We start from the raw sequence: 21,442 nt of genomic DNA, 5'->3' as shown, positions 1-21,442 counted from the left end.
GGGGTGTTTGCAGAAGCGGATGGGGGCTTTGCGGGAGGGGATGGATTGGAAATTTTTTTTGCGTGGGGTGTAGGAACACTGGGAGTCCATTACCATGGCCGCCTCGTTCAACACGTGATCCCGTTCATGCATTCTCTCGAAAATACGCTGCTTTCTTACGCCACACAGCACCTGCCATCACTTCCCCAAATCTACACTTGGAAGTTTGATACCGCGCTCGTCCGCCACTCGTTTGAATGGGAGATTGGTGGCTCGAACTGGTATGAAAAGACACACGCACTGAAGCGGCATGCCGCCCGAAAGTGGGGTTCGTCGCCCGAACAACGGATGGCACTTGCGGACTACGCGGTGCGAGTCTGGGGCGGAGTCAAAAGAAATGCGCCTGCAACGATGCAAGGCTACGTTCAGACCGTGTCACAGGGGCAAGTGCCGTCAAATCACAAAGGAATCGCCTCATGGTCGAAGGTGGCGGCATTCTCGAATCCAAACGAGCATGCCATCTTCGATGCGCGGGTTTCATTTTCCCTGAACGTCCTGCAACTGATTCACGGTGATGAGCAACGCATGTGGTTTCCGCACTTGGCAGGTCGAAACACGCAGCTCAACGCATGTTGGCCGCGCTTGAAGACCCTGGCGCGGCAACAGAGCTGGCTTCGAATTGCGACGACCGATGTCTACCCAACCTACATCGGGTTGTTGGTGAATGTCTCCCGAAAACTCAATGTCGAGATAGGTGACGTGGAGATGCTGCTCTTTTCAAAAGCGGAAGACTTTGCATTGGCGTTTAACGAAGCCTATCCAGCCTAGTTACCGACGAAAGGGGACAGATCTATTTCACCTGTTGAAATAATCCGTCTCCTTTGCTGAAGCCCAGCGGGAGCAAGCTCCCTCGCCATAGGGTAGCTGGATGTCCATCGAGTTCCAGGCGCAACATCCCCTTGTGGGAGCGAGCTTGCTCGCGATAGCGGTGCGTCAGTCAGCGAGCGTGAAAACGGCGCCGGCTTCTTAGGACAAAACCCGCCCCGCACAACTTAGATCCATTTCAACGGCTAATCGGGTCACCCACCGTCAACACAACCCGGCCAAACCTGGCGTTCTCATTTAGCGGCGTAATTGCTAATAGCTGATCGAGGCGAATCTCCTGGCGGTCATCTGTAGTTTCGACTTCGAGAAACTCTTCCCGCGTGGAAGCGGTCCGCGTGGTGATCGCCTGGGCTGTCAGTCGTTGGCCGTCAGTCAGTTCGATGTCCAGCGTGTAGCCGCACAGGCAAGCGATTTCCAGATAGTCATGCAGGTCGCAGTGCAACGGTTTATAGGTATCCATTTCAAATCTCGCAGCCTTGCAGTTTCAGGATGAAAAAACCTTGCCGGGCGATGGCCTCGACTACCTTGGGGTTGCTTGGCTCGACGTGGCAGAAACGGCAGTCGTTCAAGGTGATGTCCTGGTCTTCGATGCCCTGTTCGGCCAGGAAACGTCGCGCGCAGGCTTGGGCGAATTCCTGGTCGTTGCGGTCGATCAGCACGTCGAAGTGCAAGTATCGTCCGTCTTGGGTGCGTACGTGCGTGTCATAGACTTTGATGGTCATTGAAGTCTCTCGTTCAAAGGCGACCGAACAGGTGTGTGTTTTCAGACGCCACCTGCCGAGTCGCCAGGGCCGGAAGGATCAGAGCAGTTCGTTCAACATGGCGTGCAATCGGCTATTGCCCGCATCGTCGAGCGGGAAGACCGGCAAGCGTGGGTCGCCGACTTCCAGGCCGAGGGTGCGCAAACCGGCCTTGATGGTGGCGGGCAAGCCTCCCTTGAGGATGAAATCCAGCAGCGGCAATTGACGATAGAACAACGCCCGCGCCTGGCTCAGGTCGTTGGCCAATACCGCTGCGTACAGGTCGAGGTTAAGCTGCGGGATGAGGTTCGGCGCTGCCGTGCACCAGCCCTTAGCCCCAGCGGCGAAGGCTTCCAGCGCCAGCGGGTTGCAGCCGTTGTAGAACGGCACCTGGCCCTCGCCGAGCAGTTGCAGCTTGTGCATGCGCTGGATGTCGCCGGTACTTTCTTTGACCATGGTGACGTTATCCACCGCGTTGAAAATCCGCAGGATCAGCTCCACGGACATGTCGATGCCGCTGGTGGCCGGGTTGTTGTAAAGCATGATGGGCAGGTCGATGCTGGCGCCGATGGTCTGGTAATGCCTGAGGATTTCCGCCTCGCTCAGCTTCCAGTAAGAGGCCGGCAACACCATCACCACATCGGCGCCATGGGCCTGGGCAAAACGTGCGCGGCGGACCGCTTTGGCGGTGGTCAGGTCAGACACGCTGACCACGGTCGGCACCCGGCCGGCGACGCGGGCAATGCTGAACTCGCTGACCTGGTCCCACTCCGCATCGCTCAGGTAGGCGCCTTCGCCGGTGCTGCCCAAGGGCGCGATGGCATGGACGCCGCTGTCGATCAGGCGGTCGATGGATTGGCCCAGTGCGTCCAGGTCCAAGTTCTGGCCGTCGGCGGAGAAGGGCGTGATGGTGTATCCGATGATGCCGTGGATGTTGGGGGTAGACATGGCTTCGCTCCTAATGGATTCAGTTCAGGCAATCGGCGTGTTGGCGCAGGTTCTGCCGGGCGTAGTAGTTGAAGGCGGCGGCGTGACGCTTGGGGCGGGCGATCCAGTCGTGGGCTTCGCGACCCAGGTGCGGCAGGATCGGTTTCACCTCGCCGGCGGCCATGGCCAGCAGTTGCAGCTTCGCGGCGCGCTCGATCAGTTGGGCGATGTTGCAGGCTTCTTCCACGGTCTCGCCGGTCGACAACTGGCCATGGTGGGAAAGCAGGATGGCGCGCTTGTCACCCAGGGCGCCGGCGATCAATTCGCCTTCCTCATTGCCCACGGGCACGCCCGGCCAGCCCTCCAGGAATGCGCAGTCTTCGTACAGCGGGCAGAGGTCCATGTGGGAAATCTGCAGCGGCACTTCCAGCATCGACAGCGCGGCGATGTGGGTAGGGTGGGTGTGGATGATGCAATTCACATCCGGCCGGGCGCGGTAGACCCAGGTGTGAAAGCGGTTGGCCGGGTTGGGGATGCCGTGGCCCTCCAGCACCTCCAGGTCCTCGTTGATCAACAGCAGATTGCCGGCGGTGATCTCGTCGAAGCCCAAGCCCAGTTGCTGGGTGTAGTAAGTGCCGGGTTGCGGTCCGCGCGCGGTAATCTGCCCGGCCAGGCCGGAGTCGTGGCCGTTTTCGAACAGGATTCGGCAGGTCAGGGCCAGCTTTTGTCGTACAGTCCACGTATTATCCGGCAGGGTTTTCTGCATCTGGTTAACAGCGTGTTGGACCAGCTGGTCCTTGGGTGTCGCCAGGGTCTTGCTCATGTCAGTTCTCCTGATTCGTTCTTTGACCGTTCTTGATCCGCGTCATGGAAGCTGTGGGATGGAGGTGCTAATGACACTAAATAGACTATATGACACAAAGTGTCATTTGCAATCGCAGATTGTCCGTTTCCCTGGAAATGTTGGTTACCTATGTCCATTCGCTTGAAATTGCTCAGGAAAAAACTCGGGGTGACACTGGACGTCCTGGCCGAGAAAACCGGGATGACCAAGAGCTACCTGTCCAAGGTGGAGCGGGGCTTGAGCTCGCCCTCCATCGCCACGGCGCTCAAGCTCGCCAAGGCGCTGAACGTGAAAGTCGAGGAATTGTTTTCCGAAGAAAACGTCGCCCTCGACAGCTACAGCCTGGTGCGCAGCGAAGACCGTCAATCGCTGGCGGCGAGCAGTGGTAGCTCCGAATACGCGGTCCTCGCCCACCAGGTGTCCGAGCGCAGCCTGCTGCCCTTCATCCTCTATCCGGCGAGCGAATTCACCGCTCACCACGCGTTCAAGGAACACACCGGGGAGGAGTTCCTGTTCGTGCACGAAGGCCAGGTTGAAGTGGACTTCATGAACGAGCGCGTGCTGCTGAACCGTGGCGATGCCTTGCACTTCAATGCGCAGAAGCCCCATCGCCTGCGGTCGGTGGGCGAGGTCCAGGCGCAATTGCTGGTGGTGGTGCACAGCGATGAAGCGTCGGAGAAGGGCGAGGGCGCCTAGCACCACGTTGCTCACTGGGTAAACATCAAATCCCGTGGCGAGGGAGCTTGCTCCCGCTGGGCTGCGCAGCAGCCCTTATTCGAAAGTCCCCACCCAAACAAACCCCGGCTTCTCCCCTCCGGCTAAATTTAGGAGGGAGGGGTTACGGCGCTGGATAAAACTCAAGTTGCTCGGTCGACCGTCGATAGGTTGCGCAGCAATCTCATACGAAGGACCGGAACATGTACTACCCACGCGAAGCCGAAAAAGATCACCTGTATACCCGAATCATCCTGCTTACCGTAGCGTGCTGTGTGCTCCTGTTCCTCGCGTCCCTGGCAAAACATTCAGGGATCATCTACGGAGCGATTCAATGGAGTGCCGTCGAGGTGAAAGGCACCGTGACGCAACTTGAAAGCATTCCAATGAACGAAAACGGCATGATCATTCACTACCGATACACCGACGGTGATCAGCGAGTCCACGAAGACGAATACCCAGACCAACGCTATATCGAACACACCCAGTACGAGGTAGGTGGCGAAGTTCCGCTGCTGTACTCACGCTGGTTTCCCGAAGTCAGCAGCATCGCCACCGAACTGCATACGTATCGCTCCGGCTTTTTCATCATGGCTGGCGGGGTGTTGCTGACGTTGGTGTTCCTGTGGATCTCCTTCATGACGTTCGGTCGCATTTACCGCATGAAGGAAGAAGACCGTTTCTACTAAAAGGCTGGCAGGCTAGGTTCTCAGCTAGCCTACTGCCCACCTCACTTCGTAGGGAACGGGGGCAAACTTCCCCAGTTTCCCTTTCTTTTTTCTCCTTAGGGATTAGGAGCTATTGATGACCGATGTCTCAACACTCAAGCAGTACTCACTAAAAAGCTGGGCCGCGATCGTGGCGATTGTTGGCTTACTGGCTGGGTTTCCCAGCATTTCATCCTGGCTGGCCGAAATGAGGGCCGACTACTACAAAAGCCATTTCATTGGCCGCTGGACCGAGGAGTTCAGCTATCCCAATGCCGAAGGTGTTCAGTTCGAGTTCAAGGGCATGATCGAATACTTCGCCAACAACCATTACAACGTCAGCGGCGTGGTCGCGCTGGTTGGAACAGAGCCTTCGAAACCTTACAGGCTCGAATACAGCGTCAATGGCGCCGGGACCTGGAGCGCAGATAGCGAAAACCTGTCGTTCACGCTGCAGCAGATGAAGACGTTGCCCAAGAATTACACGGTAGACGGCAAAGACATTTCGCCTTTGACGGTGGCGCAGTTCATCCGGCCCAGCATGCCCAACCTCAGTGATATCTACCCCGAAGGTGGATCGGGACAGGCGCGCATCAGAGAGATTGCGAAGAACAAGATTGTCTTGGAGCAAATGGACTTGCAGGGCAGGCCCTTCATCGTGACGACCCATCGTCAGATAGCTGAGCCGTCCAAGGAACCTTGATTCGAGGCTCGGGTATCCGGCTGAAATGGGATAACGTAAGCCGGGTCTGTCAGGCATCGAGCGACCTCTGCCCGTAAGCCACAGCGCCTTGCGCCTTTGCCTACAACTACGCCAGAATCCGCCGGCTTGTTCGCCTGGGGTTGCGTCGGTAGTTTGAGTCCTGTCACTGCTCATCAGTGATCGGGTTTAGCAGCTCGTGGTGAAACAGGTTGTGCAAGGCGTCATCCAGTCAGGATTCCCATCCTGCACTTGATGGTGGCTGTGCGCAGGGCGTCCCCGGACGCGCCGGTTTCTTGTTTCCCCGGTCTGCTAACCTGCGTACAGCTGCCTCCCATCGTTTAGCAGCGAGCGGGTGATGGCTCCAACTACAGGAAGCAAGACGATGGCAAAAGATACGCCGAATCCCCCTGATACGAACGAACACGTCTCCCGGGCTCAGTCTGCCCGTAACAAGAAAATCGATGACGCTGCTACGCGAGCGTTGGATTACTACCTGAAGCCTAAGAGCGAAACGTCTGATAAGTCGGACTCCATTTTTCGGATTGATCCGGGTGTGGATTCTGAGTGTTTGCTAGCGAATCTCAGTGAGAATTTGGCTTCGGCGAACGCGATGATCAGTGATTTGGCGTTTGATCTGGATGGTTCGCGGCGGCGTGTTGCGTTGGGGATTTTGCAGGTGATTGAGGTGAGTGAGCTGTTGGCGAATCGGGCTTTGGATATTGTTGAGGTGAGGTAGCGACTCAGTTACAGCGGTGTAAGAAAAAGGTCTTGTCTAACAAGGCCTTTTTCAAAAATGCCCGCGTTCGTCATTCGAGGCAGACGATTTGAATGATGCGGTTATCACCATGAATGGTTGTGTGAGTCCACTCTTCTATGGTCTTTATCTGCTGTGGTGACAGGTCGTAGACAAAGCAAAAATCTTCAGGCTTTGTCCAACCCATAAGTGCGGCCAATGGGTCCATGTATACGCTTGGGACTTCCACGGTCTGTATTAGCTCTTCGGTAGTCTGGTCAAAAATTTCAACGACGGGCTTCATTTTTCTACTTTCCTTGTCGGATCGGCGGGTTTGGTTTGTTCCCCAGTTATTGGATCGAACTCGCCAAGGTGTTGACCTTGTTTTGTGTATAGCTCTACAGCGCCATGCTGTGAGTCCCATTCATAAATCTTGCCTTTACGATCCTTCCATCTTCGCCGTTTAACCCCGCCGCCACGTACAAACGTTTTGGATGGAGCAATCTTAGCTTCTGGAAACGCTGGAAGCAGCGACGGGGGCTTGTAGTACTTATGATCCCCGGGAACACTCAAAACCACATAAACCGGCCGAACCCCCGAATCCGCCGGAAACACCAGAATGAAATCCTTGTACTCCGGCGGATAGATCGGGTCGACGATGATGCTGTCGGCCATCGGCGTCGGCGGATAGACCCAGATGGGAGGCGCCTGGGGCGCCGCTTCCAGGGCGGGGATGCCGAGGGTGTCGGACGGGTTGGTGGCCGGCGTCCAGATCAGTTCGATGCCATCGCCCAAGTCAGCAATAAACTGGTCGGCGCGCGGAGTGAACTGGACAACGTCGACCATTTCCCAATCGCGGTTCTGGCCGGTGTAGAAACCGTAGCCCTTGAGGCTGCCGTCGGCCTGCTGCTCGACGCTCAAGCGCACACGGCTGCGGGCCTGCTTGAGATCGCGTAGCTGGTCTTCGCTGTAAAGCGCGCTATCGCCCAGATTGGACGGCCAGAGCAGGGCGACAATGCCGGTCAGCAGGGCCGCGCCGACGGTGCCACCGGCAGCGGCAGCCGCGGAAGTTGCCGAACCGCCCAGCGCGAGCCTGCCCAAGGTAACGGGAACCGTGCCAGCGCCGATCCGCTTGAGGGGGATCGTGCCGGATGGCTCGGCGATCCGACCGCCGAGCCACATGAGATCGCCGTACTGCTTGATCAGGTCCGCCGGGACGTAGCCGTTGGGGTTGCTGTAATCGATGACGCCGTTGGGGAGCTTGCAGCTCTTGGCAAACACGCTCCCGGTGACGCTGGATAACGGTTTGTTATCCACCGTGGCCCAGCGCGCTTGTTCGTAGGCTGCTTGCCGGGCAAGCATGGCTTCATAAGCCTGCTGTAGGGCGTCGCGGTCGGCCAGTTCGCTGGCGTTCATGTCCCGATAAGTGAGGTGATGCCCGTCGCCGCCGGGTGGGTTTCGAACCTGGGGGATGTCTTTTTTGCGTGTCGCCACGTAGTGAATCTCGTCCGGTAAATGCGGGAGAGACGCTAACGCGGGAAGAGAGGGGCGCGATGTAGGAGGTTTCTTGAAGTGGTCGTTCCGGCTTCCTCAAAACAGGTAGGGCTGGCTATTGAGGGCCGGAACAATCTGAAGCGTCAGGTGGGGCTGTCAGTCATTGGGCAACCGCAACTCGCGAGACGACGTCGCCTTGCGCCTTTGCCTACAACTACGCCAGAATCCGCCGGCTTGTCCGCCTTGGGCTGCGTCGGTAGTTTGGGACCTGTCACTGCTCATCAGTGACCGGGTTTAGTCGCCCAGGGTGAAACAGGTTGTGCAAGGCGTCATCCAGTCGGGATTCCCATCCTGCACTCGATGGTGGCTGTGCGCAGGGCGTCCTCGGATGCGCCGGTTTCTTGTTTCCCCGGTCGACTAACCTGCGTACAGCTGCCTCCCTTCGTTTAGTCGCGAGCGGGTGATGGCTCCAACTACAGGAAGCAAGATAATGGCAAAAGATACTCCGAATCCCCCTGATACGAACGAGCACGTCTCTCGTGCTCAGTCTGTCCGCAACAAGAAAATCGATGACGCCGCCACGCGAGCGTTGGATTTTTATCTGAAACCCAAGCCTAAGAACGAAACATCTGACAAGTCCGACTCCATTTTTCGGATTGATCCGAGTGTGGATTCTGAGTGTTTGCTTGCGAATCTCAGTGAGAATCTGGCTTCGGCGAACGCAATGATCAGTGATTTGGCGTTTGATCTGGATGGATCGCGAAGGCGTGTTGCGATGGGGATTTTGCAGGTGATTGAGGTGAGTGAGCTGTTGGCGAATCGGGCTTTGGATATTGTTGAGGTGAGGTAGGGTAGCAGTGCTACCTAGCGCCCGGATTGGAAAAAAGGTCTTGCCTAGCAAGACCTTTTTTGTGCCCGAGGGAGACTGTAGGGCACCATATAAATCGTGGCTTGCGGGAGTAGCAGATTTTTTGTGTTCGGGCTGAAGAAAAGGGGACGGATTTATTTTCTTTGGCTGAAACAAGTCTGTCTTCCTGTTACCAGGGTTGGCCTAGCGTAAAACCCTCGGCGCCCGTTGTGTCTACCGGTAGAGTGCTAGTCCCGCCGTGCTACTCCCGTTTAACCAGCTTGGACACCCGGATCGCAGCGAACCATGCTAACTGTCCGGAACCGGCCAGCAAGCGCCTTAGTACGCGGAAACACTGACCCAAGCGTTGCCGTGCAGCCCTTAGAGCTCGACGCCGATCCGCCGCAGGCCGTGCATCAATCAAGCATAGCTTGGTAGTCGCCAAGGCCACCTTCGCTCCGACCGCCACAGCGACAGCAAGGAAATACAGCCAACGGTGATTCTTGGCTTTGTCATGTTGGCTGACCAGCGCGGACAACTGCTTCAAGGAAGGCTTGGCACCGGCCAGCCACGGAACGATGCATTCGCTGGCCAAGGCTACAGTGTGACTGCCGATATTTTTGTCCACCAGACCCGGTGGGCCATCCGGATTGGCCGAGCAATAGCCGCGGGGGACGTACTCGCAGGTGCTGGAGAGCGGCGATGAGCGCGAGATGACGTTAGAAAAGTGCTTCACGGGGCACAACCGTTGGTTGTAGTCGTTGATCTCTTTGCGAATGGCGATCACATCCTCATCGCTTATGGTTCTTCTATTCGCGGCGTAGAACCCTTTGGAATCATCCGGTGCGTAGTCTATGAAGTAGCCGGCTTCACCTTCCTTGATGTGAGTAAAGGTCCACTGCGAATCGCTGCTCCACTGGCACGATTTCAGGTTATCCAAGCCATTAGCCTTGCAGTAATCGTCGTAGCGCCTGATCTGGCTCAACAGGAACGCGCTGGCGTCCTGGATGCTCGCCGTCGCCTCCTTCAGCAACGTGGCGTCTTCGTTGGCGCCGTTGTCCGCCACGAAGAACACTGCTGCGACCAATGCCAGTGGAAACCAGAAGTGATCGTATATCTGACGGAAGCGTTCGGTGAGGTTGAGGTTGTCATAGATAAGCACCATGACGGCCCATCCGGTGATGGCGCAAAGCATTAACAGGGGAATCAGCCCGACTTCGCTGCCCAGTTTCCCAACGCCATTGATGGTGTAACGGATGGGCAGGTAATTGATGACGGGGAAAAGGCCAAGGCAGTTCAACCCACCCGGTAGGAGCAAGAGCGCGAAGAAGATGAGTACACCTCGCTTCTTGTCCACCGTATAGGCCGCTGCTGCCAGCAAGGGAATCAGCAGCAGCGACAGCATCATCAGATAGCCAAGCGTGATCACCATCGCTTGATCGGGCGACCAGTAGGTTCCGGTGATTTGCCCAGCTTCGTTACGCCCGGTGAAGGTCGAAGATACGACGCCAAGCCCTTCCAGGATCTGGTGCAGGTTGTAGGCAGCACCGTGGAGGAATTTTACGTAAGGATATAAGAAATCCCCTGCTGAAATTGGCATCAGTCTGAGTCCTTCAATTCTGTAGACCTTCCTTGGTTACGTAGAAGAGCGCGTGAAATAGCTGACAGATATTTATGAGTCAACCCGAGGCGGGCCTAAAAGGTGGGGAAGGGATACCCGTTGCAAACGTGCCTTTCCATCTCTGCCCGATTCGCTCGATTTCGATTTGTAGATTCACGTGTGTCCTTGGTAACTGTTTAGCCATCTCCCGATAGTTTTCCCCAGTGGCCACTCGACCTTAAGATGCAAGTGCTCTTATCATCCCCAGTGAGTAAACGTTTCCCTCGCCAGATCCCCATAATAGAGGGGATAGTCGGTCGTCGGCGGTGAATATTAAATGAGTGGATGACAGCTCGATTAGCTTGGAGTCAGTCAATCCAAATTGCGGAAGGTAGGGGTTTTGTAAATCGTCGTTGAGATTGGAGTCTATCTCTTTGAACGTTTCAAAAATGGTCCTGGCAATTTCAAAGGCTTTCTCTTGAGCATATCCCTTTAAATCTAGAAGGTTGGAGACCTCTGCGGCAATGTATTTTGTTGTGTAGCCTTCTCCAAATGGTTTGATGGCTTTAAGTAACAAATCATAGTCGCCAATGCTAAAGTCTTTCAGCCTCTTTGAGCTCGAGATGAATCTACCTTCTTCTACGCTGCCAATTATTAGCAATAGCAGAAGGTTGGTATCGATTATTATGTTTCTTTTGTGATTGGGTACCGACCTTTTTTTGTTTTTGGCCATTTTATTGGCCTTTGTAGCGCTTGAATCCCTTGAGTGATCCATCTTTAGATGAAACTAAAAAAGTCTTGTATTCTTTCCGCTTGCCCAAAACAGTGGCCAATTCAAAAAGCGGCGTTCTAGTACGCGTTCCTGAGATTGGAGAAGGAGTGCGGTTGATATCGTAGCTAAAGGTAACCTCATACCGCGAATTGTCATCTGAAATGACAATCTCCTCCAGAACGATGTTACTTGCTCCCTGTACAAAATCATCAAAGCCATTACGGGCAGCCGCTTCAGCCATTTTAAAGTCGATCATGATTTCCTCCTGGCGGGTCCGATTCAAAGAACATCCCGCAGATAATCCCTCAGAATGATAGCTGGAGCATAAAGCCCCTCGGTCGTCTGTGCAGCACCAAAATTCTTTGCCAAACGATGCAGCTCACAACCAAGCACCGTATCCACCCCACCAACCGCTCCCAATGCCAAATCCAAGCATCGACCGATTTCACCCTGAATCCCTGCTACATCGCCCCGCCGTATCAACAACTCAAAAACCTCACGGTCGCAACTGCCCATCAACGGATCATCTCGCAGGATCGGGCTGTGACCCTCTGTCTCATAAGCCAGCTTGAGGGAGTAAAGAGCGACCGTTTCCAGCAGCAATTCCATGGGGTGAAATCCTTCGTGACTGGGTGAGTAGGGTGGGGTGGAGTTGGGTTGATGGTTTATGCCTTGGCCGTGGCAACTCGGAGTATCGGTGAGGGTGGTGACTGCTTTGTGAGCGCTTCGCGCTCAAGCGGGAGCAAGCTCCCTCGCCACAGGTTTTCCCCCACCACAGGTGCTTCCTCTCCATTGTTTGGTATTTGGGGTCGCTTCGCGGCCCAGCGGGGATAAATCCCCTCGCCACAAAAGCGAGAGGGGAATTGGCTGAACTCTGCATTACCCGCAGAAAACCACTTTCCTACAGACGAAAAAAAAGACCTTGAATTTCAAGGTCTTTCTTTAAGATGGTGCCCCGAGGGAGACTCGAACTCCCACTCCTTTCGAAAACGGATTTTGAATCCGCCGCGTCTACCAATTCCGCCATCAGGGCTCAATGGCGGCGAAGTATAGAGAGGTGCCTACCGTTGGTCAATCACGTTTCATGGTGAATTTTTGATATTTCCGCTAGACTTTCCGGCCCTGCTAGACGAACCCCATCATGCGTGTTGCTGACTTTACCTTCGAACTCCCGGATTCGCTGATCGCTCGCCACCCGCTGGCCGAGCGTCGCGCCAGTCGACTGTTGACCCTGGACGGGGTCAGCGGTGCCATGGCTCACCGTCAATTCACTGATTTGCTTGAGCATTTGCGCCCGGGCGATTTGATGGTGTTCAACAATACCCGGGTGATTCCGGCGCGGTTGTTTGGCCAGAAGGCCTCCGGCGGCAAGCTGGAGATTCTGGTGGAGCGGGTGCTGGACAGTCACCGTGTGCTGGCCCATGTGCGCTCCAGCAAGTCGCCCAAGCCGGGTTCGTCGATTTTGATCGACGGCGGTGGTGAGGCGGTGATGGTGGCGCGGCATGATGCGTTGTTCGAGCTGGAATTTGCCGAAGAGGTGTTGCCGCTGCTCGACCGTGTCGGGCACATGCCGTTGCCTCCTTATATAGATCGCCCGGACGAAGGTTCGGACCGCGAGCGTTATCAGACCGTGTACGCCGAGCGCCTGGGGGCGGTGGCGGCGCCGACGGCGGGGCTGCATTTTGATCAGCCGTTGCTGGAGGCGATTGCCGCCAAGGGTGTGGAGACGGCGTTCGTGACGTTGCATGTCGGCGCCGGCACGTTTCAGCCGGTGCGTGTGGAGCGCATTGAAGACCATCACATGCACAACGAATGGCTGGAAGTGAGCCAGGAAGTGGTCGATGCCGTGGCGGCCTGCCGTGCTCGCGGTGGGCGGGTGGTGGCGGTGGGGACCACCAGCGTGCGTTCCCTGGAAAGCGCCGCGCGCGATGGCGTGCTCAAACCGTTCAGTGGCGACACCGATATCTTTATCTACCCGGGCCGGCCGTTTCATGTGGTCGATGCCCTGGTCACCAATTTTCATTTGCCTGAATCCACGCTGTTGATGCTGGTTTCGGCGTTCGCCGGTTATCCCGAAGCCATGGCCGCCTACAAGGCCGCCGTCGAGCATGGATACCGCTTTTTCAGCTACGGTGATGCGATGTTCATCACCCGTAACCCCGCGCCACGCGGACCCGAGGAAACAGTATGAGTCGCACCTGTCGCATGTCCTTCGAGTTGCTCGCCACCGATGGCAAGGCTCGTCGCGGTCGTCTGACCTTCCCCCGCGGTACCGTGGAAACCCCGGCGTTCATGCCGGTGGGTACCTACGGCACGGTCAAGGGCATGCTGCCGCGTGACATCGAGGCGATTGGCGCGGAGATCATCCTCGGCAACACCTTCCACCTGTGGCTGCGCCCGGGCATGGAGGTGATCAAGGCCCACGGCGACCTGCACGATTTCATGCAGTGGAAAGGCCCGATCCTGACCGACTCCGGCGGCTTCCAGGTGTTCAGCCTGGGCGCGATGCGCAAGATCAAGGAGGAGGGCGTGACCTTCGCTTCTCCGGTCGACGGCTCCAAGGTGTTCATGGGCCCGGAAGAGTCGATGCAGGTGCAGCGCGACCTGGGCTCGGACATCGTGATGATCTTCGACGAATGCACGCCGTACCCGGCCGATGAAGACGTGGCGCGGGTGTCCATGGAGCTGTCGTTGCGCTGGGCCCAGCGTTCGAAGAACGCCCATGGCGAAAACACCGCGGCGCTGTTCGGGATTGTGCAGGGCGGCATGCATCGCGACCTGCGCATGCGCTCCCTCGAAGGCTTGGACAAGATCGGCTTCGACGGCCTGGCGATTGGTGGTCTGTCGGTGGGCGAGCCCAAGCACGAGATGATCAAGGTGCTCGATTACCTGCCGGGCGAGATGCCCGCTGACAAACCTCGTTACCTTATGGGCGTTGGCAAACCGGAAGATCTGGTTGAGGGTGTGCGCCGCGGTGTGGACATGTTCGATTGCGTGATGCCAACCCGTAATGCCCGCAATGGGCATCTGTTCATCGACACTGGTGTGCTGAAGATCCGTAACGCGTTCCATCGCCATGATGATTCGCCGCTGGATCCGACGTGCGATTGCTACACCTGCCAGAACTTCTCCCGCGCTTATCTGCATCATTTGGACAAGTGCGGCGAAATGCTCGGCAGTATGCTCAATACCATCCACAATTTGCGCCATTATCAGGTGCTTATGGCTGGTTTGCGCGAGGCTATCCAACAGGGTACATTGGCCGCCTTTGTCGAGGCCTTCTATGCCAAGCGCGGGTTGCCTGTTCCGCCCTTGGACTGAGTTTTCCGATCCCTAGATTCAATACTTGCAACTGGAGTGCTAAATGAGCTTTTTTATCTCTAATGCCATGGCTGACGCGGCTGCACCTGCTGCTGCCGGCCCTATGGGCGGTGGTTTCGAGTGGATTTTCCTGGTCGGCTTCCTGGTCATCTTCTACCTGATGATCTGGCGTCCACAGGCCAAGCGCGCCAAAGAGCAGAAGAACCTGCTGAGCAGCTTGCAGAAGGGCGATGAAGTGGTCACCACCGGCGGCATCGCTGGCAAGATCACCAAAGTGGCTGATGACTTCGTGGTACTGGAAGTGTCCGACACTGTTGAAATGAAGTTCCAGAAGGGCGCTATCGCGGCCACGCTGCCAAAAGGCACGCTGAAAGCGATCTAAGTAACAACTTCTATTCAATCGACGGGGCGCGCAAGGCGCCCCGCGTCATAAGCGGGCGGCGTGATGCTGAACAAATACCCTCTGTGGAAATATGTACTGATCCTGGCGGTGCTGGCGGTCGGTCTGATTTATTCCGCTCCCAATCTATACCCGGATGACCCGGCCATTCAGGTCAGTGGCGCAAGCACTGCGCTGCAGGTCACCCAGGCCGATCTGGACCGTGCGAGCGCTGCGCTCAAGGCGTCCAACATCGAAGTCAAGGCTGCGACCGTTGCCGAAGGTGGCAAGGGCGGTCTGTTGCGCCTGGTCAAGGCCGAAGACCAACTGCCAGCCAAGGACGTGGTGCGCAAGGCGTTGGGCGACGATTACGTCGTAGCTCTGAACCTGGCCCAGACCACTCCGCAATGGCTGCGCAAGCTTGGCGCGCACCCGATGAAGCTGGGCCTGGACTTGTCCGGCGGTGTGCACTTCCTGCTGGAAGTGGACATGGAAAAAGCCCTCGACGCGCGGATGAAAGTCTACGAAGGCGACGTCAAGAGCCTGCTGCGTAAAGAGCGTCTGCGTTATCGCAGCCTGCCGCCACTCGACGGTGCCATTCAGCTGGGCTTCAGCGATGAAGATGCCCGCGAGCAGGCCCGTGCGCTGATCCGCAAGAACTTCAATGATTTCGACATTGTGCCGGCCGACCTCAATGGTCAGGCGGTGCTGCGTCTGGCGATGACCCCGGCCAAGCTGGCGGAAATCCGCGAATACTCCATCAAGCAGAACTTGACCACGGTGCGTAACCGCGTCAACGAGCTGGGTGTGGCCGAGCCGATCGTTCAGCGCCAGGGCGCCAACCGCATCGTGGTTGAGCTGCCGGGCGTGCAGGACACCGCCGAAGCCAAGCGTATCCTCGGCAAGACCGCCAACCTGGAGTTCCGCCTGGCCGCTGAGCCGGGGGCTTCCAAGGCCACTTCCGAGAGCTTCGAGTTCCGTGAGGGCGGTCGTCCGGCGGCGCAGATCGAGCGTGGCCTGATCATCACCGGTGACCAGGTGACCGACGCCCAGGCGGGCTTCGACGAGCAGGGTCGTCCGCAGGTGAACATTCGCCTGGACGGCCATGGCGGCGAACTGATGAGCCGCGCCACGCGCAGTAACGTTGGTCGCAGCATGGCGGTGATCTTCATCGAGCAGAAGCCGACCACCACCTACACCAAGCAAGTGGTCAACGGCGTCGAGAAAGACGTACCGGTACAGACCTTCAAGGAAGAGAAGAAGATCATCAGCCTGGCGACCATCCAGTCGCCGCTGGGCAGCCAGTTCCGCATCACCGGCCTCAACGGCCAGGGGGAGTCCTCGGAACTGGCCCTGCTGCTGCGTGCCGGTGGCCTGGCCGCGCCAATGTACTTCGCTGAAGAGCGCACCATTGGCCCGAGCCTGGGTGCCGACAACATCACCAAGGGTATCGATGCTTCGCTGTGGGGCATGCTGTTCGTGTCGCTGTTCATCATCGCCATCTACCGCTTCTTCGGCCTGATCGCCACGGTTGCGCTGGCGGTGAACATGGTGCTGCTGCTGGCCCTGATGTCCTTGCTGGGCGCCACGCTGACCCTGCCGGGTATCGCCGGTATCGTGTTGACCATGGGTATGGCGGTGGACGCCAACGTGCTGATCTTCTCGCGGATACGTGAAGAGATCGCTGCGGGCATGTCGATCCAGCGGGCAATCAACGAAGGCTTCGGCCGGGCATTTACTGCGATTATCGACTCCAACCTGACCACGTTGCTGGTGGGCGGGATTCTCTTTGCCATGGGCACCGGCCCGGTGAAGGGCTTCGCAGTGACCATGTCCCTCGGGATCTTTACCTCGATGTTCACAGCCATCATGGTGACCCGCGCAATGGTCAACCTGATCTTTGGCGGTCGTGACTTCAAGAAGTTGTGGATTTAAGGGGCTGCCATGTTACGTACAATCAACTTCATGGGCGTTCGCAATATTGCGTTCGGCCTCACCTTGTTCCTTACAGTCCTGGCGTTGTTCAGCTGGGCCACCAAGGGCCTGAACTATGGCCTGGACTTCACCGGCGGTACGCTCATCGAGCTGACCTACGAGCGTCCGGCTGACGTCACCAAGGTGCGTGAGCAACTGGCGTCCTCCGGCTACAGCGATGCCATCGTGCAGAGCTTTGGCGCAACGACTGATCTGTTGGTGCGTATGCCAGGTGAAGACCCGCAATTGGGTCACCAGGTAGCCGAAGCTTTGCAGAAGGCCGGCGGCGACAACCCGGCCCAGGTCAAGCGCGTCGAGTTCGTTGGCCCGCAGGTGGGTGAAGAGCTGCGCGACCAGGGCGGCCTCGGCATGCTGCTGGCGCTGGGCGGCGTGATGCTCTACCTGGCGTTCCGCTTCCAGTGGAAGTTCGCGGTGGGCGCGATTGTCTCGCTGATCCACGACGTGATCGTGACCGTGGGCATCCTGTCGTTCTTCCAGATCACCTTCGACTTGACGGTGCTGGCGGCAGTGCTGGCGATCATCGGTTACTCGCTCAACGACACCATCGTGGTGTTCGACCGGGTGCGTGAAAACTTCCGTGTGCTGCGCAAGGCCTCCTTGGTCGAGAACATCAACATCTCGACCACCCAGACCCTGCTGCGGACCATGGCGACGTCGATCTCCACCTTGCTGGCGATTGCCGCGCTGCTGTTCTTCGGCGGCGACAACCTGTTCGGTTTCTCCATCGCACTGTTCATTGGTGTGATGGCGGGTACTTACTCGTCGATCTACATCGCCAACGTGGTGTTGATCTGGCTGAAGCTGAGCTCCGAGGATCTGATTCCTCCTGCGGCCACTGACACGGAAGTGGACGACCGCCCATAAGGCTCGGTTTCCCGTCCGTCACAGCAGAAAAGGCGCGAGTTGAACTCGCGCCTTTTTTTGTGCTCCAAGGCTGGGAGAAGCGCGGATTAATCCGCTTGTGATGGTCAGGAGGTTCAAGTGAACAAATCGATGCTGGTTGGTGCGGTATTGGGTGCTGTCGGTGTAACAGCCGGTGGTGCGGTCGCCACCTACAGCTTGGTAAAAAGTGGCCCTGAGTATGCGCAAGTATTGGCCGTGGAGCCGGTCAAGACCCAAATCAAGACCCCGCGTGAAGTGTGCAAGGACGTCACCGTGACTCGGCAGAAGCCAGTCCAGGACCAGCACCAGATCGCCGGTACCGTGTTGGGCGCCGTAGCCGGTGGCCTGCTGGGTAACCAGATCGGCGGCGGCACCGGCAAGAAAATCGCTACCGTGGCGGGTGCGGCCGGTGGTGGTTATGCCGGTAACAAGATTCAGGAAGGCATGCAGGAACGCGACACCTACACCACCACCCAGACTCGCTGCAACACGGTCAATGACATCAGCGACAAGGTGGTAGGCTACGACGTTCGCTACATGCTCGACGGCAAAGAAGGCAAAGTCCGCATGGACCGCGACCCGGGCAACCAGATCCCGGTGAGCAAGGAAGGTCAACTGATCCTGGGCCAGAACGAACCAGCCCAGTAATCCAACCGCTATGAAAAAAGCACCCTTTGGGGTGCTTTTTTTATGCCCGCATTTCATGGCCCGTCACCAATCCCCTGTGGGAGCTGCAGTGGACACAAATCTTGTGTCCGGCCCAAATCCCCTGTGGGAGCGAGCTTGCTCGCGATAGCGGTGGATCAGCTTGCATCCATGTCGAATGTGCCACCGCCATCGCGAGCAAGCTCGCTCCCACACTGGATCTCCAGCGGATACGAAACCTGTGCCCGGCCCAAATCCCTCTGTGGGAGCGAGCTTGCTCGCGATAGCGGTGGTTCAGCCTGCATCCATGCTCAGGTGTCATCCATTGTGGCGAGGGAGCTTGCTCCCGCTCGGTTGCGCAGCGACCGCAAGATCTTGGGTCGCCTGCGCAGCCCAGCGGGAGCAAGCTCCCTCGCCACGGGGTGTTCATCTGAGCTGAGTGGTGTGGGGCAGGCATAAAAAAGCACCCCGAAGGGTGCTTTTTCTGTAGCCGAGCTGCTTAGCGCTTCAGCGAAGCCGGCAAATGCGGCTGGATGGCGGTGAGCACAGCCTTGAAGCATTTGGTGTTGCCAGCAACGATGTGACCTTTCTCAAGGAAATCATGGCCACCAGTGAAGTCACTCACCAAGCCGCCGGCTTCCTGGATCAGCAGGGCGCCCGCAGCCATGTCCCACTCGGACAGGCCCGACTCCCAGAACGCATCGAAACGACCAGCAGCCACATAAGCCAAATCCAGGCTCGCAGCACCGGCGCGGCGGATGCCGGCGGTCTGGCCGACCAGGGCGCGGAACATGCCCAGGTAGTTGTCCAGGTTGTCCATCTGGTCATCACGGAACGGGAAGCCGGTACCCAGCAGGGCGCCATCCAGGCTGGTGCGGCCGCTGACGCGCAGGCGACGACCGTTCAGTTGGGCGCCACGGCCACGGCTGGCGGTGAATTCTTCCTGGCGAACCGGGTCCAGCACCACGGCGTGTTCCAGGCGGCCACGGTATTTGCAGGCGATGCTGACAGCGAAGTGAGGAATGCCGCGCAAGAAGTTGGTGGTGCCGTCCAGCGGATCGATGATCCACAGGTACTCTTCGCCTTCGATGCCGGTACCGGCGTGCATGCCAGTCTCTTCACCGAGGATGGAGTGGTTCGGATAAGCCTTGCGCAGGGCGTCGACGATCTTTTGCTCGGCGGCGCGATCGACCTCGGACACGTAGTCCTTGGCGTCTTTTTCATCGACCTTGATGGTATCCAGGCGCTCGATGGAGCGGAAGATCAGTTCACTGGCGCTGCGGGCGGCGCGCAGCGCGATATTCAGCATGGGCTGCATGGATGTGTCACCTAAGGTTGTTAAAGAAAGCCGCGCATTCTATCAGAAAGTTTTCCGAGGAGAAGGTTGGTGTTCGCTTTCATAGCTTAACGGTAGGTGCTTATGTAAGATTTGCTCCCTTTATCGTGTTCGAGAGCGCCTCCCTTGTTGCAGAACATTCGTGTCGTCCTGGTCAATACCAGCCATCCGGGTAACATCGGCGGAGCTGCGCGGGCCATGAAGAACATGGGCCTGTCGCGCCTGGTGCTGGTCGAGCCGCGCTTGTTTCCCCATCACGAAGCCGACGCCCGGGCCTCCGGCGCCGGTGACATCCTCGCCAACGCCCAGGTCGTCGCCACGTTGGAAGATGCCCTGGTGGGCTGCAACCTGGTGCTCGGCACCAGCGCCCGCGACCGCCGTATCCCCTGGCCGCTGCTCGACCCCCGCGAATGCGGGACCAAAGTGGTCGAGGAGGCCGCGCAAGGCTTTGAAATCGCCCTGGTGTTCGGCCGTGAAGACTCCGGCCTGACCAACGACGAGCTGCAGCGATGTCACTTTCACGTGCATATCCCTTCCGACCCCGAGTTCAGTTCCTTGAACCTGGGGGCGGCGGTGCAGGTGTTGAGTTATGAAGTGCGCATGGCTTGGCTGGCGGCCGAAGGCAAGCCCAGCAAAGTCGAAAAAACCGAGGTCACGTCGCCGCGCAGTGAGACACTGGCGACCATGGACGAGCTGGAACGATTCTTTGAACACCTGGAGCAGACCCTGGTGGACATCGAATTCCTCGACCCGGAAAAGCCGCGACACTTGATGGCGCGCCTGCGTCGGTTGTACGGACGAAGCTCGGTCAGCCGGGCGGAGATGAATATATTGCGCGGCATCCTCACGGAAACCCAGAAGGCGGCCCGTGGCGAGCTGATTAAGCGGAAGAAATAAAATGTTCGAACGTTTGCGTGAAGATATCCAAAGTGTTTTCCATCGTGACCCGGCGGCGCGCAATGCCTTTGAAGTGCTGACCTGCTACCCGGGGATGCACGCCATCTGGATCCATCGCCTGTCCGGCGCCTTGTGGAACATGGGCTGGAAGTGGCTGGCGCGGCTGGTCTCGAACTTCGGCCGTTGGCTGACCGGGATCGAGATCCACCCGGGTGCCAAGGTCGGCCGTCGGTTCTTCATCGACCACGGCATGGGCATCGTCATCGGCGAAACCGCCGAGATCGGCGACGATGTGACCCTGTATCAGGGCGTGACCCTCGGCGGCACCAGCTGGAACAAAGGCAAGCGCCACCCAACCCTGGAAGACGGCGTGGTGGTCGGTGCCGGCGCCAAGGTGCTCGGGCCGTTCACGGTGGGGGCGGGGGCGAAAGTCGGCTCCAACGCCGTGGTGACCAAGGCCGTGCCGCCGGGCGCGACCGTGGTGGGTATTCCAGGCCGGATCATCGTCAAATCCGACGAGGAGCAGGATGCCCGTCGCAAGGCCATGGCCGAGAAGATCGGCTTCGACGCCTACGGTGTTGGCGAGGACATGCCCGACCCGGTCGCCCGCGCCATCAACCAGTTGCTCGATCACCTGCAGGCCGTCGATGGGCGCCTGGAGGGGATGTGCGGCGCCCTGAAGGACCTGGGCAGTAATTACTGTGCCAAGGACCTGCCTGAGCTGCGCGAGGAAGATTTCGCGTGTGTGAAGGATAAGGATGAGACTCAGGCCAGCTGAACCGAGGCGCCTGCATCGCGGGCAAGCCTTGCTCCCACAGGTGTTCCCGCGCCCTCAGGTGTCCTTGCTCCCACAGGTGTCCTGGTTTTACAGGATCCATCTGTGGGGGGGGGAGGGCTGTGGGAGCAAAGCTTGCTCGCGATGAACGATAACGCGGTATAGCTGGTCGCCACTGGCCAGCCTTTGCTATCATGCGCGCGCTCTTTCGCGGGTAAACCTGAGTAAAGCACTAGGTCTTATACTTGACTTAAATACTCGGGAATT

Annotated in this window: 25 protein-coding genes and 1 tRNA gene; 14 read left to right on the top strand and 12 right to left on the bottom strand. The window is 58.0% G+C overall.

The genetic code is table 11. The features are described from left to right. The first annotated feature begins 3 nt into the window (after window positions 1–3). Complete coding sequence (locus AB4N80_RS00325; RefSeq protein WP_163006865.1) at window positions 4–807, top strand: hypothetical protein; 804 nt, start codon at window positions 4–6, stop codon at window positions 805–807. A gap of 235 nt (window positions 808–1,042) precedes the next feature. On the opposite strand, the gene AB4N80_RS00320 is transcribed toward AB4N80_RS00325, so the two are convergent. The 4 genes from AB4N80_RS00320 to AB4N80_RS00305 form a co-directional block, all read right to left on the bottom strand. Beyond that, entirely contained in the window at window positions 1,043–1,324 is a 282-nt protein-coding gene (locus AB4N80_RS00320) for a Rho-binding antiterminator (protein ID WP_122568831.1), read from the bottom strand. A 1-nt stretch (window position 1,325) separates the two neighbouring features. Then, window positions 1,326–1,586, bottom strand: a complete 261-nt coding sequence (locus AB4N80_RS00315; RefSeq protein ID WP_122568830.1) for a DUF2024 family protein — start codon at window positions 1,584–1,586, stop codon at window positions 1,326–1,328. Window positions 1,587–1,664: 78 nt separating this feature from the next. Beyond that, window positions 1,665–2,552: a dihydrodipicolinate synthase family protein gene (locus AB4N80_RS00310; RefSeq protein ID WP_122568829.1), complete on the bottom strand. Its 888-nt coding sequence runs from the start codon at window positions 2,550–2,552 to the stop codon at window positions 1,665–1,667. A gap of 19 nt (window positions 2,553–2,571) precedes the next feature. Continuing rightward, the gene (locus AB4N80_RS00305) at window positions 2,572–3,354 is read right to left on the bottom strand and encodes an aldolase (protein WP_122568828.1); all 783 of its coding nucleotides are present in this window, start codon (window positions 3,352–3,354) and stop codon (window positions 2,572–2,574) included. Between the two features lie 150 nt (window positions 3,355–3,504). Here AB4N80_RS00305 and AB4N80_RS00300 point away from each other — a divergent pair, with 150 nt between their 5' ends. The 4 genes from AB4N80_RS00300 (at window position 3,505) to AB4N80_RS00285 (ending at window position 6,235) form a co-directional block, all read left to right on the top strand. Then, a complete protein-coding gene (locus AB4N80_RS00300; RefSeq protein ID WP_305469805.1) occupies window positions 3,505–4,071 on the top strand; it encodes a helix-turn-helix domain-containing protein in 567 nt (188 codons plus the stop codon). A 221-nt stretch (window positions 4,072–4,292) separates the two neighbouring features. After that, window positions 4,293–4,778, top strand: coding sequence for a DUF3592 domain-containing protein (locus AB4N80_RS00295; protein WP_135843809.1), 486 nt, complete (start codon window positions 4,293–4,295; stop codon window positions 4,776–4,778). A gap of 115 nt (window positions 4,779–4,893) precedes the next feature. Continuing rightward, a complete protein-coding gene (locus AB4N80_RS00290; protein ID WP_256454313.1) occupies window positions 4,894–5,499 on the top strand; it encodes a hypothetical protein in 606 nt (201 codons plus the stop codon). Between the two features lie 382 nt (window positions 5,500–5,881). Beyond that, window positions 5,882–6,235: a DUF6124 family protein gene (locus AB4N80_RS00285; protein ID WP_057451932.1), complete on the top strand. Its 354-nt coding sequence runs from the start codon at window positions 5,882–5,884 to the stop codon at window positions 6,233–6,235. Between the two features lie 70 nt (window positions 6,236–6,305). Here the strand turns inward: AB4N80_RS00285 and AB4N80_RS00280 are convergent, their stop codons facing one another. Together AB4N80_RS00280 and AB4N80_RS00275 are read right to left on the bottom strand one after the other, a co-directional pair. Then, window positions 6,306–6,536 carry a DUF7683 domain-containing protein gene (locus AB4N80_RS00280; protein ID WP_116831504.1) on the bottom strand — a complete coding sequence of 77 codons (231 nt, stop codon included), beginning with the start codon at window positions 6,534–6,536 and terminating at the stop codon, window positions 6,306–6,308. Next, window positions 6,533–7,726 carry a colicin E3/pyocin S6 family cytotoxin gene (locus AB4N80_RS00275; protein ID WP_460080160.1) on the bottom strand — a complete coding sequence of 398 codons (1,194 nt, stop codon included), beginning with the start codon at window positions 7,724–7,726 and terminating at the stop codon, window positions 6,533–6,535. Before AB4N80_RS00275 ends, AB4N80_RS00280 begins: the two co-directional genes overlap by 4 nt. A 490-nt stretch (window positions 7,727–8,216) precedes the next feature. On the opposite strand from AB4N80_RS00275, the gene AB4N80_RS00270 reads away from it, so the two are divergent. Then, a complete protein-coding gene (locus AB4N80_RS00270) occupies window positions 8,217–8,576 on the top strand; it encodes a DUF6124 family protein (protein WP_122568822.1) in 360 nt (119 codons plus the stop codon). Between the two features lie 259 nt (window positions 8,577–8,835). On the opposite strand, the gene AB4N80_RS00265 is transcribed toward AB4N80_RS00270, so the two are convergent. From AB4N80_RS00265 to AB4N80_RS00245, 5 genes are all read right to left on the bottom strand, one after another. Further along, window positions 8,836–10,173 (bottom strand): hypothetical protein, encoded by a 1,338-nt coding sequence (locus tag AB4N80_RS00265; protein WP_122568821.1) that lies wholly within the window; start codon window positions 10,171–10,173, stop codon window positions 8,836–8,838. A gap of 238 nt (window positions 10,174–10,411) precedes the next feature. Further along, window positions 10,412–10,906, bottom strand: coding sequence for a PIN domain-containing protein (locus AB4N80_RS00260; protein WP_122568820.1), 495 nt, complete (start codon window positions 10,904–10,906; stop codon window positions 10,412–10,414). Between the two features lies 1 nt (window position 10,907). Then, window positions 10,908–11,201 (bottom strand): hypothetical protein, encoded by a 294-nt coding sequence (locus AB4N80_RS00255; RefSeq protein ID WP_460080156.1) that lies wholly within the window; start codon window positions 11,199–11,201, stop codon window positions 10,908–10,910. 23 nt (window positions 11,202–11,224) lie between these two features. Then, window positions 11,225–11,554, bottom strand: coding sequence for a hypothetical protein (locus AB4N80_RS00250; protein WP_122568818.1), 330 nt, complete (start codon window positions 11,552–11,554; stop codon window positions 11,225–11,227). A 339-nt stretch (window positions 11,555–11,893) separates the two neighbouring features. Then, window positions 11,894–11,978 (bottom strand) — tRNA-Leu (locus tag AB4N80_RS00245). Window positions 11,979–12,086: 108 nt separating this feature from the next. Here AB4N80_RS00245 and queA point away from each other — a divergent pair. The 6 genes from queA to AB4N80_RS00215 all read left to right on the top strand — a co-directional run bounded on the left by queA (window position 12,087) and on the right by AB4N80_RS00215 (window position 18,170). After that, complete coding sequence (queA, locus tag AB4N80_RS00240; RefSeq protein ID WP_025211994.1) at window positions 12,087–13,136, top strand: tRNA preQ1(34) S-adenosylmethionine ribosyltransferase-isomerase QueA; 1,050 nt, start codon at window positions 12,087–12,089, stop codon at window positions 13,134–13,136. A gap of 14 nt (window positions 13,137–13,150) precedes the next feature. Continuing rightward, complete coding sequence (gene tgt / locus AB4N80_RS00235) at window positions 13,151–14,266, top strand: tRNA guanosine(34) transglycosylase Tgt (RefSeq protein ID WP_161951757.1); 1,116 nt, start codon at window positions 13,151–13,153, stop codon at window positions 14,264–14,266. A gap of 43 nt (window positions 14,267–14,309) precedes the next feature. Next, window positions 14,310–14,648, top strand: coding sequence for a preprotein translocase subunit YajC (gene yajC / locus AB4N80_RS00230; RefSeq protein ID WP_007916913.1), 339 nt, complete (start codon window positions 14,310–14,312; stop codon window positions 14,646–14,648). A 63-nt stretch (window positions 14,649–14,711) separates the two neighbouring features. Continuing rightward, complete coding sequence (gene secD, locus AB4N80_RS00225) at window positions 14,712–16,580, top strand: protein translocase subunit SecD (RefSeq protein WP_122568817.1); 1,869 nt, start codon at window positions 14,712–14,714, stop codon at window positions 16,578–16,580. 9 nt (window positions 16,581–16,589) lie between these two features. Further along, complete coding sequence (gene secF, locus AB4N80_RS00220; RefSeq protein ID WP_122568816.1) at window positions 16,590–17,504, top strand: protein translocase subunit SecF; 915 nt, start codon at window positions 16,590–16,592, stop codon at window positions 17,502–17,504. 117 nt (window positions 17,505–17,621) lie between these two features. Continuing rightward, complete coding sequence (locus tag AB4N80_RS00215; protein ID WP_014336691.1) at window positions 17,622–18,170, top strand: glycine zipper 2TM domain-containing protein; 549 nt, start codon at window positions 17,622–17,624, stop codon at window positions 18,168–18,170. Window positions 18,171–18,666: 496 nt separating this feature from the next. On the opposite strand, the gene suhB is transcribed toward AB4N80_RS00215, so the two are convergent. Then, complete coding sequence (gene suhB, locus AB4N80_RS00210) at window positions 18,667–19,485, bottom strand: type III secretion system regulator SuhB (protein WP_003185165.1); 819 nt, start codon at window positions 19,483–19,485, stop codon at window positions 18,667–18,669. A 144-nt stretch (window positions 19,486–19,629) separates the two neighbouring features. Here suhB and trmJ point away from each other — a divergent pair, with 144 nt between their 5' ends. Both trmJ and cysE read left to right on the top strand, forming a co-directional pair. Next, entirely contained in the window at window positions 19,630–20,400 is a 771-nt protein-coding gene (trmJ, locus tag AB4N80_RS00205; RefSeq protein WP_003185164.1) for a tRNA (cytosine(32)/uridine(32)-2'-O)-methyltransferase TrmJ, read from the top strand. A gap of 1 nt (window position 20,401) precedes the next feature. After that, entirely contained in the window at window positions 20,402–21,178 is a 777-nt protein-coding gene (gene cysE, locus AB4N80_RS00200) for a serine O-acetyltransferase (RefSeq protein WP_122568814.1), read from the top strand. Window positions 21,179–21,442: the final 264 nt, after the last annotated feature.

The organism is Pseudomonas sp. H3_A02, assembly GCF_054671965.1.
Note: the sequence above shows the minus strand (reverse complement) of the source record. Positions and strands in the feature narration are given on the sequence as shown.

What these genes read in the sequence shown, in the direction of transcription:
- AB4N80_RS00305 (WP_122568828.1), bottom strand. Translation starts at nt 3,354, where the DNA reads ATGAGCAAGACCCTGGCGACACCCAAGGACCAGCTGGTCCAACACGCT.
- AB4N80_RS00255 (WP_460080156.1), bottom strand. Translation starts at nt 11,201, where the DNA reads ATGATCGACTTTAAAATGGCTGAAGCGGCTGCCCGTAATGGCTTTGAT.
- AB4N80_RS00265 (WP_122568821.1), bottom strand. Translation starts at nt 10,173, where the DNA reads ATGCCAATTTCAGCAGGGGATTTCTTATATCCTTACGTAAAATTCCTC.
- cysE (WP_122568814.1), top strand. Translation starts at nt 20,402, where the DNA reads ATGTTCGAACGTTTGCGTGAAGATATCCAAAGTGTTTTCCATCGTGAC.
- AB4N80_RS00250 (WP_122568818.1), bottom strand. Translation starts at nt 11,554, where the DNA reads ATGGAATTGCTGCTGGAAACGGTCGCTCTTTACTCCCTCAAGCTGGCT.
- AB4N80_RS00310 (WP_122568829.1), bottom strand. Translation starts at nt 2,552, where the DNA reads ATGTCTACCCCCAACATCCACGGCATCATCGGATACACCATCACGCCC.
- AB4N80_RS00315 (WP_122568830.1), bottom strand. Translation starts at nt 1,586, where the DNA reads ATGACCATCAAAGTCTATGACACGCACGTACGCACCCAAGACGGACGA.
- tgt (WP_161951757.1), top strand. Translation starts at nt 13,151, where the DNA reads ATGTCCTTCGAGTTGCTCGCCACCGATGGCAAGGCTCGTCGCGGTCGT.
- AB4N80_RS00260 (WP_122568820.1), bottom strand. Translation starts at nt 10,906, where the DNA reads ATGGCCAAAAACAAAAAAAGGTCGGTACCCAATCACAAAAGAAACATA.
- secF (WP_122568816.1), top strand. Translation starts at nt 16,590, where the DNA reads ATGTTACGTACAATCAACTTCATGGGCGTTCGCAATATTGCGTTCGGC.
- AB4N80_RS00300 (WP_305469805.1), top strand. Translation starts at nt 3,505, where the DNA reads ATGTCCATTCGCTTGAAATTGCTCAGGAAAAAACTCGGGGTGACACTG.
- queA (WP_025211994.1), top strand. Translation starts at nt 12,087, where the DNA reads ATGCGTGTTGCTGACTTTACCTTCGAACTCCCGGATTCGCTGATCGCT.
- AB4N80_RS00295 (WP_135843809.1), top strand. Translation starts at nt 4,293, where the DNA reads ATGTACTACCCACGCGAAGCCGAAAAAGATCACCTGTATACCCGAATC.
- secD (WP_122568817.1), top strand. Translation starts at nt 14,712, where the DNA reads ATGCTGAACAAATACCCTCTGTGGAAATATGTACTGATCCTGGCGGTG.
- AB4N80_RS00280 (WP_116831504.1), bottom strand. Translation starts at nt 6,536, where the DNA reads ATGAAGCCCGTCGTTGAAATTTTTGACCAGACTACCGAAGAGCTAATA.
- AB4N80_RS00320 (WP_122568831.1), bottom strand. Translation starts at nt 1,324, where the DNA reads ATGGATACCTATAAACCGTTGCACTGCGACCTGCATGACTATCTGGAA.
- AB4N80_RS00285 (WP_057451932.1), top strand. Translation starts at nt 5,882, where the DNA reads ATGGCAAAAGATACGCCGAATCCCCCTGATACGAACGAACACGTCTCC.
- AB4N80_RS00290 (WP_256454313.1), top strand. Translation starts at nt 4,894, where the DNA reads ATGACCGATGTCTCAACACTCAAGCAGTACTCACTAAAAAGCTGGGCC.
- yajC (WP_007916913.1), top strand. Translation starts at nt 14,310, where the DNA reads ATGAGCTTTTTTATCTCTAATGCCATGGCTGACGCGGCTGCACCTGCT.
- suhB (WP_003185165.1), bottom strand. Translation starts at nt 19,485, where the DNA reads ATGCAGCCCATGCTGAATATCGCGCTGCGCGCCGCCCGCAGCGCCAGT.
- AB4N80_RS00270 (WP_122568822.1), top strand. Translation starts at nt 8,217, where the DNA reads ATGGCAAAAGATACTCCGAATCCCCCTGATACGAACGAGCACGTCTCT.